Source organism: Quadrisphaera granulorum (assembly GCF_003149145.1).
Lineage (GTDB): Bacteria > Actinomycetota > Actinomycetes > Actinomycetales > Quadrisphaeraceae > Quadrisphaera > Quadrisphaera granulorum.
This window is the reverse complement of sequence record NZ_QGDQ01000022.1, coordinates 43,958-60,465: the sequence shown is the minus strand read 5'-3', so window position 1 is coordinate 60,465 and position 16,508 is coordinate 43,958. Positions and strand designations below refer to the sequence as shown.

Below are 16,508 nucleotides of genomic sequence, written 5' to 3'. Positions count from 1 at the left end.
ATCCGGGGTCAGCTCGCCTTGCGCGAACCTCGCGTAGCCCCGCCGCGACTGCGCAGCGAGACATCGCTCTCGGTGAGGATCCGGTGCACGAATCCGTAGGAACGGCCGGTCTCGGCCGCCAGGGCCCTGATGCTGGCGCCCTGGGCGTACTTCGCCTTGAGGTCGTCGGCGAGGGTGGTGCGCTCGCCGCCGGTGATGCGGGCGCCCTTCTTGATCACTGGGTTGTCGCTCACGATAGTGCCCTCCTGAGTCATCCTCGACCAGTCCCCTGCTGGCCGCGTCCATCCACCACAGGTTCTCGGCGGTGTCCGGAACGACCATGGTGCCTCCATGGTGCGGCCTCGTCACACCCGGTGCCACCGGCACTGATCTTGTCGGTCGATATGGGGACCAAAGTCCCGCGTCTCGAGGGGCTCGTACCCCTCAGGCGAGGGAGACCAGCTCGGCGTACTCCGGGCTCCACAAGTCTTCCTGGCCGTCCGGGAGGAGCACCACGCGCTCGGGTTCGAGCGCGTGGACGGCGCCCTCGTCGTGGGTAACCAGGACGACGGCGCCCTCGTAGCGGCGCAGCGCGTCGAGCACTTCCTCGCGACTGGCGGGGTCGAGGTTGTTGGTGGGCTCGTCGAGCAGCAGCACGTTGGCGGCGCTCACCACGAGCATCGCCAGCGCCAGGCGCGTCTTCTCCCCACCGGACAGCACACCCGCAGGCTTGTGGACGTCGTCGCCGATGAACAGGAACGAGCCGAGCACACTGCGCACGCCCGTGTCGTCGAGGTCTGGGGCCGCGGAGCGCATGTTCTCGAGCACGGACCTGGCGACGTCGATCGTCTCGTGCTCCTGGGCGTAATACCCCAGGCGCAGGCCGTGACCGGGGACGACGGCGCCGGTATCGGGGGTCTCCACGCCGCCGAGCAGGCGCAGCAGCGTGGTCTTGCCGGCGCCGTTGAGGCCCAGCACCACGACCTTGCTGCCCTTGTCGATCGCCAGGTCGACCCCGGTGAAGATCTCCAGGGACCCGTAGGACTTCGACAGGTGCTCCGCCGTGAGCGGCGTGCGCCCGCAGGGCGCCGGGGACGGGAAGCGCAGCTTGGCCACCCGGTCGGCCTGGCGCACGTCCTCCAGGCCCGCGACGAGCTTCTCGGCGCGCTTGGCCATGTTCTGCGCCGCCACGGCCTTGGTGGCCTTCGCGCGCATCTTGTCGGCCTGGGCCATGAGCGTGCCGGCCTTCTTCTCGGCGTTGGCGCGCTCGCGCTTGCGGCGCTCCTCGTCGATGCGGCGCTGGTCGAGGTAGAGCTTCCAGCCGACGTTGTAGACGTCCAGCTGGGACCTGTTCGCATCGAGGTGGAACACCTTGGTGACCACGGCGTCCAGCAGGCCGACGTCGTGACTGATCACCACCAGCCCACCGGAGTAGGTCTTGAGGTGGTCGCGCAGCCAGACGATCGAGTCGGCGTCGAGGTGGTTGGTGGGCTCGTCCAGGAGCAGCACTTCGGCGTCGGAGAACAGGATCCGCGCCAGCTCCACGCGGCGGCGCTGACCGCCCGACAGGGTGCCCAGGGGCTGGGCCAGCACCCGCTCCGGCAGGTTGAGGTTGGCGGCGATCCGGTGCGCCTCCGCCTCGGCCCCGTAGCCGCCCGCCGCGGTGAAGCGCGCCTCGAGCTTGGCGTAGCGGTCCATCGCCCTGGCACGGACGGCCGGGTCGTCGCCGGCCATCTCCTCCTCGGCGGCGCGCATCTTGGCGACCACGGCGTCGAGGCCGCGCGCGGAGAGCACGCGGGCGATGGCGGACTGCTGCAGGTCACCGGTGCGCGGGTCCTGCGGGAGGTAGCCGACGGGTCCGTCAGAGGTCACCGAGCCGCCGGCCGGCTGGGTCTCGCCGGACAGCACGCGGGTAAGGGTGGTCTTGCCGGCCCCGTTGCGGCCCACGAGGCCCACCCTGTCGCCGCGCCCGACGCGGAAGGTGGCCCCCGAGACCAGCAGGCGGGCGCCGGCGCGGAGCTCGACGTCGGTCGCTGTGATCATGTCCTGCCCAGTCTAGTCGCCGAAACGCTCCCCCTTGGGCCGCGCGGCACCGGTCTGCCAGGGTGTCCCCGTGGCCATCACCGCTCCTCTGCCCGGACGGCTGCCCCGGCGCGCCGTCCTCGCCGACCTCGTTCCCGCCGTCAGTTCGTCCACCCGCGTGCGCGACGCGCTGCTCGTGACCGGGGGCGCCCTGTTCACGGCACTGCTCGCGCAGATAGTCGTGCCGCTGGGGTTCACGCCGGTGCCGATCACCGGCCAGACGCTGGCGCTCGTCCTCGTGGCCGCCTCGCTCGGCCCGGTGCGAGGCCTGTCCTCGATGGGCCTGTACGCCGTGCTCGGCGGCATCGGGCTGCCGTTCTACTCCGAGGCCTCCAGCGGCTGGGACGTCGTGGCCGGCGCCACCGGCGGCTACATCGTCGGATTCCTGCCCGCCGCGTTCCTCATCGGCCTGGCTGCCCGCTACGGCGCCGACCGCCGCTGGTGGCTGGCGGTGCCCCTGTTCGCCGCCGGCCAGCTCGTCGTGTTCGCCGTCGGCGTGCCGTGGCTGGCCGTGACCACCGGCATGACCGCCGAGCAGGCCATCGCCGCCGGCTTCACACCGTTCCTGCTCGGCGGGCTCGTGAAGGCCGTCATCGCCGGTGTGGCCCTGCCGGGCGCCTGGAAGCTCAGCGCCCGCCTGCGCGGCTGATCCGCCGCGGCGCGCAGCCGCCTGCACGACGAGGGCCCCTCCACCGCGCGGTGGAGGGGCCCTCGTGCGTCACGAGCCAGCCGGCTCAGGAGTCGCCGTCGTCGTCCTGGTCCTCACCCTGCTGGTCGGACTACTGGTCGGACTACTGGTCGGCGGTGGTGCCCGTCTGCTCTCCGGCCTGGGCGCAGGCCGCCTGAAGCTGCTGCACCTGGCCCTGGTCGGGACCGCCGTCGCCTAGCAGCTGGTCGGCCTGGGCGATGACGTCGCCCTCGACGCCGGCGGCCTCGGCGGCGCGCACGGCGGTGCGCAGCGCGTTCAGGTCGGCCTCGCTGAGCTGGCCGTCCTCGACGAGGCCGCAGACCTGCTCGAGCGCCGCCGCCCGTGCGGCACCCACCTCTGCCGAGCTCGCCCCCTCCCCCGCGGCCGAGGCGACGTCGCCGACGGCGGAGCAGCCGGTGAGCGCGAGGGCGAACCCTGCGCCGGCGAGAATGGTCATCACGCTGCGTCGTGTGGTGATCACCTGACCAGGGTGGCACGCGTGGGGCGCGGCGCACGCCGGACGCCGCTGCGGGTGTGGCGATCACCGCACCGGAGCACGCACCTGAGCATCGGTACACCCGGGGCCGCAGCCACCGGGCGCAGGCGGGTGACCGCCCAGGGCACGCGTCGGGGCACACTGCGCGGGTACGCATCGCCGTGGTCGAGCCCCTCCTGACGGGGGCCTTCGCGCGCCGAGGCTCATGAGCTCACGGGCTGGTGAACTCAGCTGTTGGTGGCGACCCGCACGCGGACGCAGCGGGCGCGCGCGGCGACCTCCTCGAGCACCCGGCGGCGCGGGTCGGGTACGTCGAGCAGCGGCCCCCGCGGCAGCTGGTCCAGCCGGTCACGCACCACCGCGGGCACGGCCGCGAGGACGTCGGCCACGAGCTGGCGGTCTCCACCGGGGACGACGACCTCCGGCGGCGGTCCCTGCGCGAGCAGCCGCACCAACCCCTCCGCGGCGGCGCCGACCAGGCCGTCGGCCTGGTTGGCTCGCCGACGGGCGTACCGCTGCTGGCTCCACCCGCCGGCCGCGGTGCGGGACTGCACGTAGCGCGTGCCATGCGTCCCGTCGAGGAGCTCACCGCCGCGCGCCAGGCCCACGGCCCACCCGCCGCGGCGCAGGAGCAGCAGCACCGCCGTCCGGTCGGCGGCGGCGTGAGCGGCGAGCGCGGCGACGCTCGCGCCGACGTCGTCGTCATCCTCAGCGACCGCCGAGGAGGACAACGGCGCACGCAGCGCGGGCCAGGGCACCTCCAGGTCCGCCGTCTCGCCGTCCGCGGCGCGCAGGACCAGCCGCTCCGGCGACTCCGCCAGCTGCGCCGCCCCGTGAGACGCGGTGAAGCGCTGCACCCACCCGGTCAGACGCTCCGGTTCCACCTCGACCAGGCGGCTGCTCACCGCGTGACGCCGAGCGGTGGTACTACCGGCGTGCAGAACCCCGCGGGAAGGCCCTCAACGAGCCTTCCCGCGGGGTTCTGCACGCCGCTGTGACCACCGGTGGTGGTCAGACGTTGAAGCCGAGCGCCCGCAGCTGGTCGCGGCCGTCCGGGGTGATCTTCTGCATGTCCCACGGTGGCATCCACACCCAGTTGATCCGGTGGTCGTCGACGACGCCGGAGAGGACGTCGGCGACCTGCGCCTCGATCTCCTCGGTCAGCGGGCACGCCGCCGAGGTGAGGGTCATGTCGATGACGGCCGTGCGGGGCTCCTCCACGGTCAGGCCGTAGACGAGGCCGAGGTCGACCACGTTGATGCCGAGCTCCGGGTCGACGACGTCCTTGAGGGCCTCCTCGACGTCGGCGACGTCGACGTCAGACATCAGGCGGTCACCGGCGCCGAGCTGTCGAGGAAGCGGTCGTAGCCGTTCTCCTCGAGGTCGTCGGCGAGCTCGGGGCCACCCTCCTCGGCCACCCGGCCGGCCACGAAGACGTGGACGAAGTCGGGCTTCACGTACCGCAGGATGCGCGTGTAGTGCGTGATGAGCAGCAGGCCCGTCTCGCCGGTCTCGCGGACGCGGTTGACGCCCTCGGAGACGATGCGCAGCGCGTCGACGTCGAGGCCGGAGTCAGTCTCGTCGAGGACGGCGACCTTCGGCTTGAGCAGCTCCATCTGAAGGATCTCGTGGCGCTTCTTCTCACCGCCGGAGAAGCCCTCGTTGACGTTGCGCTCGGCGAACGCCGGGTCCATGCGCAGCGCGTCCATGGCGGCCTTGACGTCCTTGGTCCAGTGGCGCAGCGACGGCGCCTCACCGGAGACAGCCGTCTTGGCGGTGCGCAGGAAGTTCGACACCGTGACGCCCGGCACCTCGACGGGGTACTGCATCGCCAGGAACAGGCCGGCGCGGGCGCGCTCGTCCACGCTCATGGCCAGCACGTCCTCGCCGTCGAGGGTGACGGTGCCGCCAGTGACGGTGTAGCGGGGGTGCCCGGCGATCGAGTACGCCAGCGTCGACTTGCCGGAGCCGTTCGGGCCCATGATCGCGTGGGTCTCGCCCGCGCGGACGGTCAGGTCGACGCCGCGCAGGATCTGCTTCGGGCCGGCGTCGGGGGTCTCCACGGAGACGTGGAGGTCTCGGATCTCCAGGGTGGCCATGCGGTGCTCCTCAGGTCAACAGGTCAGATCAGGTCTTCAGCAGCGCTGGTCAGCGCGCTTCGGCGGCGGGGCCGATGTCGGCGGTAGCGTCGACGAGGACGTCGTCGCCGTCCACGGCCAGGGCGTACACGGGCACGGGGTGGACGGCGGGCAGCGCGCTCGGGCGGCCGGTGCGCAGGTCGAACGCCGACCCGTGCAGCCAGCACTCGATCATGCAGCCCTCGACGTCACCCTCGGACAGGGAGACGGCCTGGTGGCTGCAGGTGTCCGAGATGGCGTGCAGGCCGCCGTCCTCGTCGCGGACGACGGCGACGGCCACCGTCCCCGACGGGGTCGGCACCTCGACACGCAGCGCCCCCGGGTCGGGGACGTCGTGCACCGAGCACACGCGCACCATGCTCACTGTCCTGTCAGCTGCCTTGTCCGCCGTCTCGCTCGTGCTCACAGGCGGGCGCCGGCGAGCTCCGCCTCGACGCCGTCGGCCACCACGGGCAGGTCTCCTTCGTCGCCGGAGCCGTCAGCAAGCTCCAGCTCCGCCTCGATGGCGGCCATCAGCTGGTCGGTGATCGAGCGGACGCCGATCTGCTGCAGCACGTCGGCGAAGAAGGCGCGGACCACCATGCGGCGGGCCTGGTCCTCCGGGATACCGCGGCTCTGCAGGTAGAAGAGCTGCTCGTCGTCGAAGCGCCCGGTGGCGCTGGCGTGGCCGGCCCCGACGATCTCGCCGGTCTCGATCTCGAGGTTCGGCACCGAGTCGGCGCGGGCGCCGTCGGTGAGCACGAGGTTGCGGTTGAGCTCGTAGGTGTCGGTGCCTAGCGCGCTCGCGCGGATGAGCACGTCACCGACCCAGACCGCTCGCGCGGTCTCGCCCTGCAGGGCCCCCTTGTACGTGACGTTGGAGCGGCAGTTGGCCGCCTCGTGGTCAACGAAGGAGCGGTGCTCCAGGTGCTGGCCAGCGTCGGAGAAATAGACGCCGAGCAGCGTCGCGTCGCCTCCGGGGCCCGCGTAGCGGACGGTGGACCCGACGCGCACGAGCGAGCCGCCGAGCGTCACCACGACGTGCTTGACGGTGGCGTCGCGCCCGACGAGGAGGTCGTGCTGCGCGAGGTGCACGGCGTCGTCCTCCCACTGGTGCACGCTGACCACCACGAGGTGCGCGCCCTCGCCGACCACGGCCTCCACGCCGCTGCCGACGTGGCCGGAGCCGGAGTGGTCGAGCACCACGGTGGCGCGGCTGTAGGCGCCGGCCCGGACCACGAGGTGGCCCGCCGAGCGGGGGGCGTCGCTGGCGACGCGCACGAGCACCGGCTCGGCCAGGTCGGCCTCGGCGGCGATGTCGACGACGTCGACGGCGCCGGCCGAGGCGGCGTCGGCCCAGGCCACGGCAGCGGCCCGGTCACCGGGCACGAAGCCCTTGCCGGCGCTCGCGTCGGAGCTGCCGCGACGGTGGGTCACACCGTCCGCGGTGGAGACCTCGACCCGCAGGCCGCTGACGCTGGCGCCGGCGGGCTCGAAGAGGTCACGGGCGCGCTCGATGGGGGTGAACCGCCAGTCCTCCTCGCGCCCGCTCGGCACCGGGAAGTCGGCGACGTCGAACGACGTGCGCCGCTCCGCACGGTTGGTGGCCGGCACACCCGCGCCGTGGCTGTGGGCGTTCAAGCCGTGCTGCGCAGGCGCCGAGCCCACGGGCGAGCCGCCGTCGGGCACGGAGGCGCCGGAGAGCGGTGCCGTGAGGGTCGCCGGGGCGCCGCCGGGCAGGTCGAGCGCGAGGTCCTCGCGTCCAGCGTCGAGACCGTCCAGGCCGAGGGCCTCGTCGGTCGGGATGCTGGTGGTGGTGCTGTTGGACGTGTCAGCCATGCTCAGCCGACCGCTCCTTCCATCTGCAGCTCGATGAGCCGGTTGAGCTCGAGGGCGTACTCCATCGGCAGCTCCCGCGCGATGGGCTCGATGAAGCCGCGCACGATCATCGCCATTGCCTCGTCCTCGGCCATGCCGCGGCTCATGAGGTAGAAGAGCTGGTCCTCGGAGACCTTCGAGACGGTCGCCTCGTGGCCCATGGAGACGTCGTCCTCGCGGACGTCGACGTACGGGTAGGTGTCCGAGCGGCTGATCGAGTCGACCAGGAGCGCGTCGCAGCGCACCGTCGAGGCCGAGTGCCCGGCGCCCTCGAGCACCTGCACCAGCCCGCGGTAGGAGCTGCGACCGCCGCCGCGGGCCACCGACTTGGAGATGATCGAGCTGGACGTGTGGGGCGCGGCGTGCACCATCTTGGCGCCGGCGTCCTGGTGCTGGCCCTCGCCCGCGAAGGCGATGGACAGTGTCTCGCCCTTGGCGTGCTCGCCCATGAGGAAGATCGCCGGGTACTTCATCGTCACCTTGGAGCCGATGTTGCCGTCGATCCACTCCATGGTGGCGCCCTCGGCGGCGGTGGCCCGCTTGGTGACGAGGTTGTAGACGTTGTTCGACCAGTTCTGGATGGTCGTGTAGCGCACGCGGGCGTTCTTCTTCACGACGATCTCGACCACCGCGGAGTGCAGCGAGTCGGACTTGTAGATCGGCGCGGTGCAGCCCTCGACGTAGTGCACGTAGGAGCCCTCGTCGGCGATGATCAGGGTCCGCTCGAACTGGCCCATGTTCTCGGTGTTGATCCGGAAGTAGGCCTGCAGCGGGATCTCCACGTGCACGCCTGGCGGCACGTAGATGAACGACCCGCCCGACCACACGGCCGTGTTCAGCGCGGCGAACTTGTTGTCGCCCGGGGGGATCACCGAGCCGAAGTACTCCTGGAACAGCTCCGGGTGCTCACGCAGGCCCGAGTCGGTGTCGAGGAAGATGACGCCCTGGCGCTCGAGCTCCTCGTTGATCTGGTGGTAGACCACCTCGGACTCGTACTGCGCGGCCACACCGGCCACCAGGCGCTGCTTCTCGGCCTCGGGGATGCCGAGCCGGTCGTAGGTGTTTTTGATGTCGGCGGGCAGCTCGTCCCAGCTGGTCGCCTGCTTCTCCGTCGACTTCACGAAGTACTTGATGTTCTCGAAGTCGATCTCGGACAAGTCGCTGCCCCAGTCGGGCATCGGCTTGCGGCCGAACATCTTCAGCGCCTTGAGCCGCATGCGCAGCATCCACTCGGGCTCGCTCTTGCGCGCGGAGATGTCGCGGACGACGTCCTCCGACAGCCCGCGGCGGGCGGTCTCGCCCGCGGCGTCGGGGTCGGCCCACCCGTACTGGTAGGTGCCGAGCCCGACGAGCTCGGGGTTGCGAGCCTCGATGTCGTTGAGCTCGGCGGGGGTCTGGGGGCTGGTGTCTGTGCTCATGCGCTCCGTCCCTGGGTGGCGTGCGACGTCTGGGTGGTCTGCGAGGTGCGCCCCGAAGGGCCTGATGGCGGGACCACGGCTGCTGGGCCGCGGGTGGCTCGAGGTCGGCCGCCCGTGCCGACCTGGCTTGTCGGGCTGGTCGAGCTGGTCGGGCCGATGGGCGTGGTCGTGACGTGGGTCGTGCAGGCGTGGTGGCCGGCGGCCAGGGTGGCCAGGCGCCGCACGGGCGCCCCGATGAGGCGGGCGAACGCCTCGGTCTCGGCCTCGCACAGCTCCGGGTAGCGCGTGGCCACGGCCTGCACCGGGCAGTGACCCTGGCACAGCTGCACCGACGCCGGCACGGCGGTGGCCGCCGAGCCGTGCCCGCGCGGAGCGGGGTGCCCCAGGACGGCGGTCCGAGCGGCGTAGCCGTCGCCCGAGAGGGCCTCCGCCAGCGCCAGCGCACGGGCGGCGGGGGTGCTGCCCGCGGCCTCCACGGACTCGCGGTGGCGGTCGACCAGCTCGTCGGCGCGCTCCCGGGCGAACCGCTCCAGGGCCGGACGCCCCGCCTCGCGCTCCAGCGCCGCGAGGGCGGCGGTGGCGAGGTCGTCGTAGCTGCCCGGTGCGGCGGCGTGGCCGGCGTCGGTGGCGACCCACCCGCGGGCGGGGCGACCGGGACGGCGGCCCGCGGGTCCGGTGAGCAGGGGCGCCTGGCGCACCAGTCCCTCGGCGGCGAGCGAATCGAGGTGGCGGCGCACCGCGGCGGGGGTAATCCCGAGGTCGACCGCGAGCTGGGCTGCCGTCACGGGACCGCGGGAGAGAACGGTGCGCGAGACGCGCTCACGGGTGCTCGCCGCAGACAGCTCCGGAGCCGCGGAGGCGTGCGCGGCGCCTGCGGGGTCTCGGGGGTCCATGGTTTGCACAACACCATGGTGCCCTAATCCCCTTCCCCCGCCGTCCGACGATCGCCCGGGCGTGATCAGACGCACGTCCGGGGCGGGCTGGGTCCCGGGTGGTGTCGGTGGCCCGACCTAGACTCCCGGGCGTGCAGAACCCCCGCGGTGAGGAAGCCGCCGCGCTGGAGGTGCGCGGACTGGTCAAGCGGTACGGGCGGCTCACCGCACTGGACGGGCTCGACCTCGTGGCCCGGCGGGGCGAGGTGACCGCCGTCCTCGGTCCCAACGGCGCCGGCAAGACCACCCTGGTGGAGTGCTGCACGGGGCTGCGCCGCGCCGACTCCGGCCATCTGTCGGTACTCGGCCTGGACCCTCGCCGCGACGGCCGCGCCCTGTCCTCGCGCACGGGCGTGCTCCTGCAGGACGGCGGACTGCCAGGTGGCGCCCCGGCCCTGGCCGTGCTCCGGCTGGTGGCAGCGCAGCACGCCCGGCCAATGGACGTCGACGCCCTGGCGGCCCTGCTGGGAATCGACGGCTTCGGGCGTACCTCGGTGCGGCGCCTCTCCGGCGGGCAGCGGCAGCGGCTGGCGCTGGCGTGCGCCGTCGTCGGCCGTCCTGAGCTGGCCTTCCTCGACGAACCCAGCACGGGGCTGGACCCGCACGCCCGCGCCGTCGTGTGGGACCTCCTGGAGCAGCTGCGCGCCGCGGGCGTCGCCGTCCTGCTCACCACGCACTCCATGGCGGAGGCCGAGCGCCTCGCCGACGCCGTCGTCGTCGTCCGCGAGGGCCGTGCGGTGGCCTCGGGCACCGTGACGCAACTCACCTCGTCCGGCCCGGAGGTCCTGAGGTTCGGCGCGCCGGCCCACCTGCCGCTCGACGGGTTGCGCGCGGCCCTGCCGACCACCGTGACCACCGACGAGACGGCCCCCGGACGGTACGAGGTCACGGCGCTGCGCCCGGGCGCTGTCGACCCGCAGGTCGTGGCCACCGCCGCCTCGTGGTGCGCGGCCCAGGGCGTGCTCCCCGAAGGACTCGTGGTGGGACGACGCTCCCTGGAGGAGGTCGTGCTGGAACTGACGGGAGGTCCCTCGCAGTGGGCAGCGTGAGTTCGCAGGCAGGCCCCGCTGTGCTGGAGCTGGCTCCCGCGGGCGGGGCCGCCCCGGCGGCGCAACGGGTGGCGGCGCAGTCGCGGTTCGAGGTGGGCGTGCTGCTGCGCAACGGCGAGCAGGTGCTCGTGAGCCTGGTGCTGCCGGCGCTGGCCCTGCTGGTGCTCGCGCGGACGCCGGTGGGGGCGGCCGTCGTGCCGGCGTCGCTGGGCGGGCTGCCGCGGATCGACGTCGTCACCCCCGGGGTCCTGGGGCTGGCGGTGCTGTCCACCGCGTTCACCGGCCAGGCGATCGCGCTCGGCTTCGACCGCCGCTACGGCGTGCTACGGCTGCTCGCCACGACACCGCTGGGGCGCTCCGGGTTGCTGCTGGGCCGGCTGGTGGCGGTCCTCGTCGTCGAGGCACTGCAGGTGGTGGTCCTGAGCGCGCTGGCGCTGGCGCTGGGGTGGCGGCCGCTCGCCGCCGGAGGCGCCGCCGTCCCCCTGCTCCTGCTCACCCTCCTGCTCGGCACGGCGGCGTTCGCGGCGCTGGCACTGCTGCTGGCAGGCACGCTGAGGGCCGAGGCCGTGCTGGCGGTGGCCAACCTCGCCTGGGTGCTGCTCGCGGGGGCGGGGCTGCTCGTGCCGCGAGAGGCGGCCGGAGCCGCCGCACCGCTGCTGGCCGTGCTGCCGTCATCGGCCCTGGGGGACGCCGTGAGGGCCGCCACCCTGGACGGCACGCTGGCGCTCGGGCCGTGCGCCGTGCTGCTCGCGTGGGCGGCCGGGGCGGCGGCGCTGGTGGTCCGCACCTTCAAGTGGAGCTGACGCCGCCACGTGGAGCTGACGCCGCGCTCACGGGTCGGGCGGCCGCCACGGCGGAGGCGGTGACGTTCGCCCCAGCAAACCGCGCGGCGCACGGACGGCATCCAACGGGCGCCTACCCTTCTGAGGTGTCGTCGAGCACCGAGCCCCGCCGCCGCGCCCAGGACCCCGGCGCCACCCCGACGACGTCGCACGCCTCCGCGTCTCCGTCGTCCCCAGCGGTCCCGGCCGCTACGGGCGCCCCGGACGGGACCGGCGCGCGGGAGCGGTTCCTCGCCGGCGTCCGCAGCGGTCGCTGGCTGCGGCCGGTGCTGCTAGCGAACCTCGTCGCCGAGGTCGTCATCGTCATCACCGGCGGTGTGGTGCGGCTCACCGGCTCGGGCCTCGGCTGCCCCGACTGGCCGACCTGCGCCGACGGCTCCGTGACCCCGGTCGTCCACCAGGCCGAGGGCTTCCACAAGTACATCGAGTTCGGCAACCGGCTGCTCACCGGCCCCGTCGGGCTGCTCGCCGTCGCCGCGCTGCTCGCCGTGGTGCTCCTGCGGCCGCCGCGTCCGCGGCTGCGGGTGGTGGCGCTGCTGCCGGTGCTCGGCGTGCTCGTGCAGGCCGTGGTCGGTGGCATCACGGTGCACACCGACCTCTCGCCGATCACCGTGTCGGCGCACTTCCTCATCTCGATGGCGCTGATCGCGGTCTCCACGCTGCTGTACCTGCGCGCCGGTGAGGGCGACGGCGACCCGCGACCCGTCGTGCCACCGGCAGTGCGCACGCTCGCGGTGGCCCTTTCGGCGACGACAGCAGCAGTGCTCGTCGTCGGCACCGTCGTCACGGGGTCGGGTCCGCACTCCGGCGACGCCGACCAGCCCGCCCGCTACGGCTTCGACCCGCGCACCGTCAGCTGGCTCCACGCCGACCTCGTGCTGCTGCTCGTAGGTCTGCTCGTGGGTCTGCTCGTGGCGCTGCACGTCGCCCCGTCAACGCCCACCGCCCGGCGCCGGGCCTGGTGGGTGCTCGGCGTCGTCCTCGTCCAGGGGCTCATCGGGTACGTCCAGTACGCCACCGACCTGCCGGTGGTGCTCGTGGCGCTGCACATGCTCGGCGCATGCCTGCTGGTGGTTGCGGTGACGGCGTTGTGGACCTCGCTGCGCGAGCGTACGGACGCGGGCGTCGTCGTCCCCAGTCGCTGAAGCCCGGGTGATGGCCCGAGTGATGCCCGACTGATGCCCGGCACGGCCGGGTAGCTCCACGCGAGGGTTTCGTCGTGGCTGCTTGGTGGCTTCGCGCTGGCGGAGTCCAGGGGCAGGAACGGCCTCCGCGTGCCCCTGGACTGCGCCAGCGCGGGCAGGGACGTGGCCCAGCGCGCGGTCACGCACGCCCTACGGACGGCTGCCGCCGAGCCGACGGCGCCCGTCGTCGTCCTCATCACCCACGGCTGCAGCACTGCCGCGACCCAGAACGACCGCGCCGGGGGGGATCCGCACCATTCCCTCACTGGCACGGGATGGCGCCGCGGAGAGCCGAAGCCCGAGCGCGTCAGGAGAAGAGCGGCTGCAGCGGGAGGACGGCGTCGACGGCGAGCGCCAGGAACAGCAGCGTGAGGTAGCTGATCGAGGTGTGGAAGAGGCGCATGGCGCCGACCTCGTCGGCAGAGGTCACCTTGCGGGCGCGGCGCAGCAGGCCGTGCGACTCGACAAGGAACCAGCCGCCGAGCAGCACCGCGGCGATGGCGTACACCGGGCCGGTGGGGGCGATCGGCACGAGCACCAGGGTGGCCGCGACCATCGCCCACGCGTAGGCGACGACCTGGCGGCCGACGGTCAGCGGCGACGCCACCACCGGCAGCATGGGGACGCCGACCTCGGCGTAGTCGGCGCGGTACTTGATGGACAGCGGCCAGTAGTGCGGCGGGGTCCACAGGAAGATGACGGCGAAGAGCACCCACGGCGCCCAGCTCAGCGACCCGGTGACCGCCGACCAGCCGATGAGCACGGGCATGCACCCGGCGGCGCCGCCCCAGACGATGTTCTGGCTCGTGCGTCGCTTGAGCCCGAGCGTGTAGACGACCACGTAGAACGCGATGGCCAGCGCCGCGAGGAGCGCCGAGAGTCCGTTGACGACGAGCCCGAGCCACGCCACCGACAGCACGCCGAGCGCGAGGCCGAAGACGAGCGCCTCCGGCGGCGTGACCACGCCCGTCACGAGCGGGCGCTTGCCCGTGCGGTGCATCCGCATATCGATATCGCGGTCGATGTAGCAGTTCAGCGCGTTGGCGCTGCCCGCCGCCAGGGTGCCGCCCACGAGCGTCGCGCCGAGCAGCCACAGGGGCGGAAGACCGCGCTGGGCGAGCATCATCGTCGGCACCGTGGTCATGAGGAGCAGCTCGATGATGCGCGGCTTGGTGAGCGCGACGAAACCGGCCACGCGTTGGCGCCGGGTCCAGCGGGTGCGGGCGCCACGGGCGTCCTCGACGGCGGTCACGGGTGGTCGCGGTCCTCGCTGAAGCAGGGGCCTGGCGGGGGCGCGCCAGTGGGCGCGGCACCCCCAGGGCACGGACGAAGCAACTGTACGGCCCAGCGGTCTCAGAAAGTGGCAGACCGCCATTCGGGTGACGTGTCGGCGGTGAGTAGGCTCACAGCAACAGCGAGCCGCACTCCTGGACGACACAACAGCGACAGAGCCGCACCACTGGACGAGATGCGCGCGCGGCAGCCTTTCCCGCGCCGCGCGGAGAGAAGGACAGCTCAGTGACCCAGACCCAGGCCATCGCTCCGAGTACCTCGAAGAGCACCCTCACATGGGACGACGTCGACCAGCGCGCCGTCGACACGGTGCGCGCGCTTGCCGCCGACGCCGTGCAGAAGGTCGGCAACGGCCACCCCGGCACCGCGATCAGCCTCGCGCCGCTGGCGTACCTGCTCTACCAGAAGCTCATGCAGCACGACCCGACCGACACCACGTGGGACGGGCGTGACCGCTTCGTCCTGTCGGCCGGCCACTCGGCGCTGACGCAGTACATCCAGCTGTACCTGGGTGGCTTCGGGCTCGAGCTCGACGACCTCAAGGCGCTGCGCACCTGGGGCTCGAAGACCCCGGGCCACCCCGAGTACAAGCACACCAAGGGCGTCGAGGTGACCACCGGCCCGCTGGGCCAGGGAGTTGCCAACGCGGTGGGCATGGCCATGGCCGCTCGCCGCGAGCGTGGCCTGCTCGACCCGGACGCCGCCCCTGGCGAGTCCGTGTTCGACCACCACGTGTACGCCATCGCCTCCGATGGTGACCTCGAGGAGGGCATCTCCGGCGAGGCGAGCTCGCTCGCGGGCACGCAGGAGCTGGGCAACCTCACGGTCATCTACGACTCGAACTCGATCTCCATCGAGGACGTCACCGACATCGCGTTCACCGAGGACGTCGCCAAGCGGTACGAGGCGTACGGCTGGCACGTGCAGACGGTCGACTGGACCCGCGGTGGTGACCACGGCGACGGCGAGGGCTACAAGGAAGACGTCCAGGCACTGTGGGACGCGCTGCAGGCGGCCAAGGCCGAGACCGGCCGTCCGAGCTTCATCGTGCTGCGCACGATCATCGCGTGGCCCACGCCGAAGCTGCAGAACACCGGCAAGTCGCACGGCGCCGCCCTCGGCGACGAGGCCATCAAGGCCCTCAAGGCCATCACCGGGCTGGACCCGGAGAAGACCTTCGCCGTCGACGACGAGGTGCTCGAGCGCACCCGCGGCCTGGCCGCTCGCACCCAGGCCGTCCGCGGCGGCGCCGACGGGTGGGACGCCCGCTTCGCCGCGTGGCGCACCGCGAACCCCGAGCGTGCCGCGCTGCTGGACCGCCTCAAGACCCGCACCCTGCCCGAGGGCTGGACCGAGTCCCTGAAGTCCTTCCCGGCCGGCAAGGCCGTGTCCACCCGCAAGGCCTCGGGCGAGGTCCTCACCGGCCTCGCCAGCGTGCTGCCGGAGCTGTGGGGCGGCTCGGCCGACCTCGCCGAGTCCAACAACACGACGATGGAGGGCGAGCCCTCCTTCCTCCCGGTCTCGCGCCAGACCCGCTCGTGGAGCGGCGGACCCTACGGCCGCACGCTGCACTTCGGCATCCGCGAGCACGCCATGGGCGCCGCCATCAACGGCATCGTCCTGCACGGCGGCACGCGTGCCTACGGCGGCACGTTCCTGCAGTTCAGCGACTACATGCGCGCCTCGGTGCGTCTGGCTGCGCTGATGGAGATCCCGTCGATCTTCGTCTGGACCCACGACTCCATCGGTCTGGGTGAAGACGGCCCGACCCACCAGCCGATCGAGCACGTCGCCGCGCTGCGTCTCATCCCGGGTCTGGCCGTGGTCCGCCCGGCCGACGCCAACGAGACGGCGTACGCGTGGCGCGGTGCGCTCGAGCACACCGACAGCCCGACGGGTGTGGTGCTCTCGCGCCAGAACCTGCCGGTCTACGACCGCGAGGTCTTCGGCGCTGCCGAGGGCACGCTCAAGGGCGGCTATGTGCTGGCCGACGCCGAGGGTGACCTCCAGGTCATCATCGTGGCCACGGGCTCCGAGGTGGAGATCGCCGTCGCGGCCCGCGAGCAGCTCCAGGCCGAGGGCATCGGCACCCGCGTGGTGTCCATGCCGTGCCGCGAGTGGTTCGCCGAGCAGGACGACGCCTACCGCGCGTCCGTGCTGCCCCCGACCGTGAAGGCGCGCGTGTCCGTCGAGGCGGGTGTCGCCGCCGGTTGGCGCGACATCGTCGGCGACGCCGGCCGCACGGTCTCCATCGAGCACTTCGGCGCCTCCGCCGACGGTGCCCGCCTCATGAAGGAGTTCGGCTTCACCGCCGAGAACGTCGTCGCCAAGGCGCACGAGTCGCTGCAGGCCGTGGCCGGCGGCGACAGCCCCGGTTCGGTCGCGGGCTCTTCGTCGCCGACCGGCGGCACCGGCGACCGCTGACCCACCTCGTGCGCCGGCGGCGGTCCGGTGGCCCGCCGCCGGCGCACGATTTCTCCCGATCGGCCTCTCACCTGCGAGATCGCTCACATTCCGGTCCGCCGCGCCGATCGGCAAGCAGAGACGTCA

General features: G+C 72.9%; 16 protein-coding genes. 5 read left to right on the top strand and 11 right to left on the bottom strand.

Annotated features, from left to right (window positions below; translation table 11 throughout):
* Positions 1–8: 8 nt before the first annotated feature.
* Both BXY45_RS16235 and BXY45_RS16230 read right to left on the bottom strand, forming a co-directional pair.
* Positions 9–233 carry a helix-turn-helix domain-containing protein gene (locus tag BXY45_RS16235; protein WP_211319646.1) on the bottom strand — a complete coding sequence of 75 codons (225 nt, stop codon included), beginning with the start codon at positions 231–233 and terminating at the stop codon, positions 9–11.
* Between the two features lie 190 nt (positions 234–423).
* On the bottom strand, positions 424–2,022 hold the full coding sequence (locus tag BXY45_RS16230) for an ABC-F family ATP-binding cassette domain-containing protein (protein ID WP_109775565.1): 1,599 nt from the start codon (positions 2,020–2,022) through the stop codon (positions 424–426).
* A gap of 70 nt (positions 2,023–2,092) precedes the next feature.
* On the opposite strand from BXY45_RS16230, the gene BXY45_RS16225 reads away from it, so the two are divergent.
* On the top strand, positions 2,093–2,710 hold the full coding sequence (locus BXY45_RS16225; protein ID WP_211319645.1) for a biotin transporter BioY: 618 nt from the start codon (positions 2,093–2,095) through the stop codon (positions 2,708–2,710).
* Positions 2,711–2,852: 142 nt separating this feature from the next.
* On the opposite strand, the gene BXY45_RS16220 is transcribed toward BXY45_RS16225, so the two are convergent.
* The 8 genes from BXY45_RS16220 to BXY45_RS16185 form a co-directional block, all read right to left on the bottom strand.
* Complete coding sequence (locus tag BXY45_RS16220; protein ID WP_146211239.1) at positions 2,853–3,230, bottom strand: hypothetical protein; 378 nt, start codon at positions 3,228–3,230, stop codon at positions 2,853–2,855.
* A gap of 242 nt (positions 3,231–3,472) precedes the next feature.
* A complete protein-coding gene (locus tag BXY45_RS16215; RefSeq protein WP_109775563.1) occupies positions 3,473–4,150 on the bottom strand; it encodes an acVLRF1 family peptidyl-tRNA hydrolase in 678 nt (225 codons plus the stop codon).
* Positions 4,151–4,256: 106 nt separating this feature from the next.
* Positions 4,257–4,571, bottom strand: a complete 315-nt coding sequence (locus tag BXY45_RS16210) for a metal-sulfur cluster assembly factor (RefSeq protein WP_109775562.1) — start codon at positions 4,569–4,571, stop codon at positions 4,257–4,259.
* Positions 4,571–5,344 (bottom strand): Fe-S cluster assembly ATPase SufC, encoded by a 774-nt coding sequence (gene sufC / locus BXY45_RS16205; protein WP_109775561.1) that lies wholly within the window; start codon positions 5,342–5,344, stop codon positions 4,571–4,573. The genes BXY45_RS16210 and sufC overlap by 1 nt, the downstream gene beginning before the upstream one ends.
* Positions 5,345–5,393: 49 nt before the next feature.
* The gene (locus BXY45_RS16200; protein WP_109775560.1) at positions 5,394–5,741 is read right to left on the bottom strand and encodes a non-heme iron oxygenase ferredoxin subunit; all 348 of its coding nucleotides are present in this window, start codon (positions 5,739–5,741) and stop codon (positions 5,394–5,396) included.
* Between the two features lie 44 nt (positions 5,742–5,785).
* A complete protein-coding gene (sufD, locus tag BXY45_RS16195; RefSeq protein ID WP_109775559.1) occupies positions 5,786–7,201 on the bottom strand; it encodes a Fe-S cluster assembly protein SufD in 1,416 nt (471 codons plus the stop codon).
* Between the two features lie 2 nt (positions 7,202–7,203).
* Positions 7,204–8,658, bottom strand: a complete 1,455-nt coding sequence (sufB, locus tag BXY45_RS16190) for a Fe-S cluster assembly protein SufB (RefSeq protein WP_109775558.1) — start codon at positions 8,656–8,658, stop codon at positions 7,204–7,206.
* Positions 8,655–9,551, bottom strand: a complete 897-nt coding sequence (locus BXY45_RS16185; RefSeq protein ID WP_109775557.1) for a helix-turn-helix transcriptional regulator — start codon at positions 9,549–9,551, stop codon at positions 8,655–8,657. The genes sufB and BXY45_RS16185 overlap by 4 nt, the downstream gene beginning before the upstream one ends.
* A 131-nt stretch (positions 9,552–9,682) precedes the next feature.
* Between BXY45_RS16185 and BXY45_RS16180 the strand changes: the two genes are divergently transcribed.
* From BXY45_RS16180 to BXY45_RS16170, 3 genes are all read left to right on the top strand, one after another.
* Positions 9,683–10,639: an ABC transporter ATP-binding protein gene (locus BXY45_RS16180; RefSeq protein ID WP_109775556.1), complete on the top strand. Its 957-nt coding sequence runs from the start codon at positions 9,683–9,685 to the stop codon at positions 10,637–10,639.
* On the top strand, positions 10,636–11,442 hold the full coding sequence (locus BXY45_RS16175) for an ABC transporter permease (RefSeq protein ID WP_245961870.1): 807 nt from the start codon (positions 10,636–10,638) through the stop codon (positions 11,440–11,442). Before BXY45_RS16180 ends, BXY45_RS16175 begins: the two co-directional genes overlap by 4 nt.
* 125 nt (positions 11,443–11,567) lie before the next feature.
* Positions 11,568–12,626, top strand: a complete 1,059-nt coding sequence (locus tag BXY45_RS16170; protein WP_211319642.1) for a COX15/CtaA family protein — start codon at positions 11,568–11,570, stop codon at positions 12,624–12,626.
* Positions 12,627–12,972: 346 nt separating this feature from the next.
* Here the strand turns inward: BXY45_RS16170 and BXY45_RS16165 are convergent, their stop codons facing one another.
* Positions 12,973–13,917 (bottom strand): heme o synthase, encoded by a 945-nt coding sequence (locus tag BXY45_RS16165; RefSeq protein ID WP_245961869.1) that lies wholly within the window; start codon positions 13,915–13,917, stop codon positions 12,973–12,975.
* Between the two features lie 266 nt (positions 13,918–14,183).
* Here BXY45_RS16165 and tkt point away from each other — a divergent pair, with 266 nt between their 5' ends.
* Positions 14,184–16,382 carry a transketolase gene (tkt, locus tag BXY45_RS16160; protein WP_109775553.1) on the top strand — a complete coding sequence of 733 codons (2,199 nt, stop codon included), beginning with the start codon at positions 14,184–14,186 and terminating at the stop codon, positions 16,380–16,382.
* The last annotated feature ends 126 nt before the right edge of the window (positions 16,383–16,508 follow it).

Coding starts and splice junctions, on each gene's coding strand:
- BXY45_RS16230 (WP_109775565.1), bottom strand. CDS start 2,022: ATGATCACAGCGACCGACGTCGAGCTCCGCGCCGGCGCCCGCCTGCTG.
- BXY45_RS16210 (WP_109775562.1), bottom strand. CDS start 4,571: ATGTCTGACGTCGACGTCGCCGACGTCGAGGAGGCCCTCAAGGACGTC.
- sufC (WP_109775561.1), bottom strand. CDS start 5,344: ATGGCCACCCTGGAGATCCGAGACCTCCACGTCTCCGTGGAGACCCCC.
- BXY45_RS16200 (WP_109775560.1), bottom strand. CDS start 5,741: ATGGTGCGCGTGTGCTCGGTGCACGACGTCCCCGACCCGGGGGCGCTG.
- sufD (WP_109775559.1), bottom strand. CDS start 7,201: ATGGCTGACACGTCCAACAGCACCACCACCAGCATCCCGACCGACGAG.
- sufB (WP_109775558.1), bottom strand. CDS start 8,658: ATGAGCACAGACACCAGCCCCCAGACCCCCGCCGAGCTCAACGACATC.
- BXY45_RS16185 (WP_109775557.1), bottom strand. CDS start 9,551: ATGGACCCCCGAGACCCCGCAGGCGCCGCGCACGCCTCCGCGGCTCCG.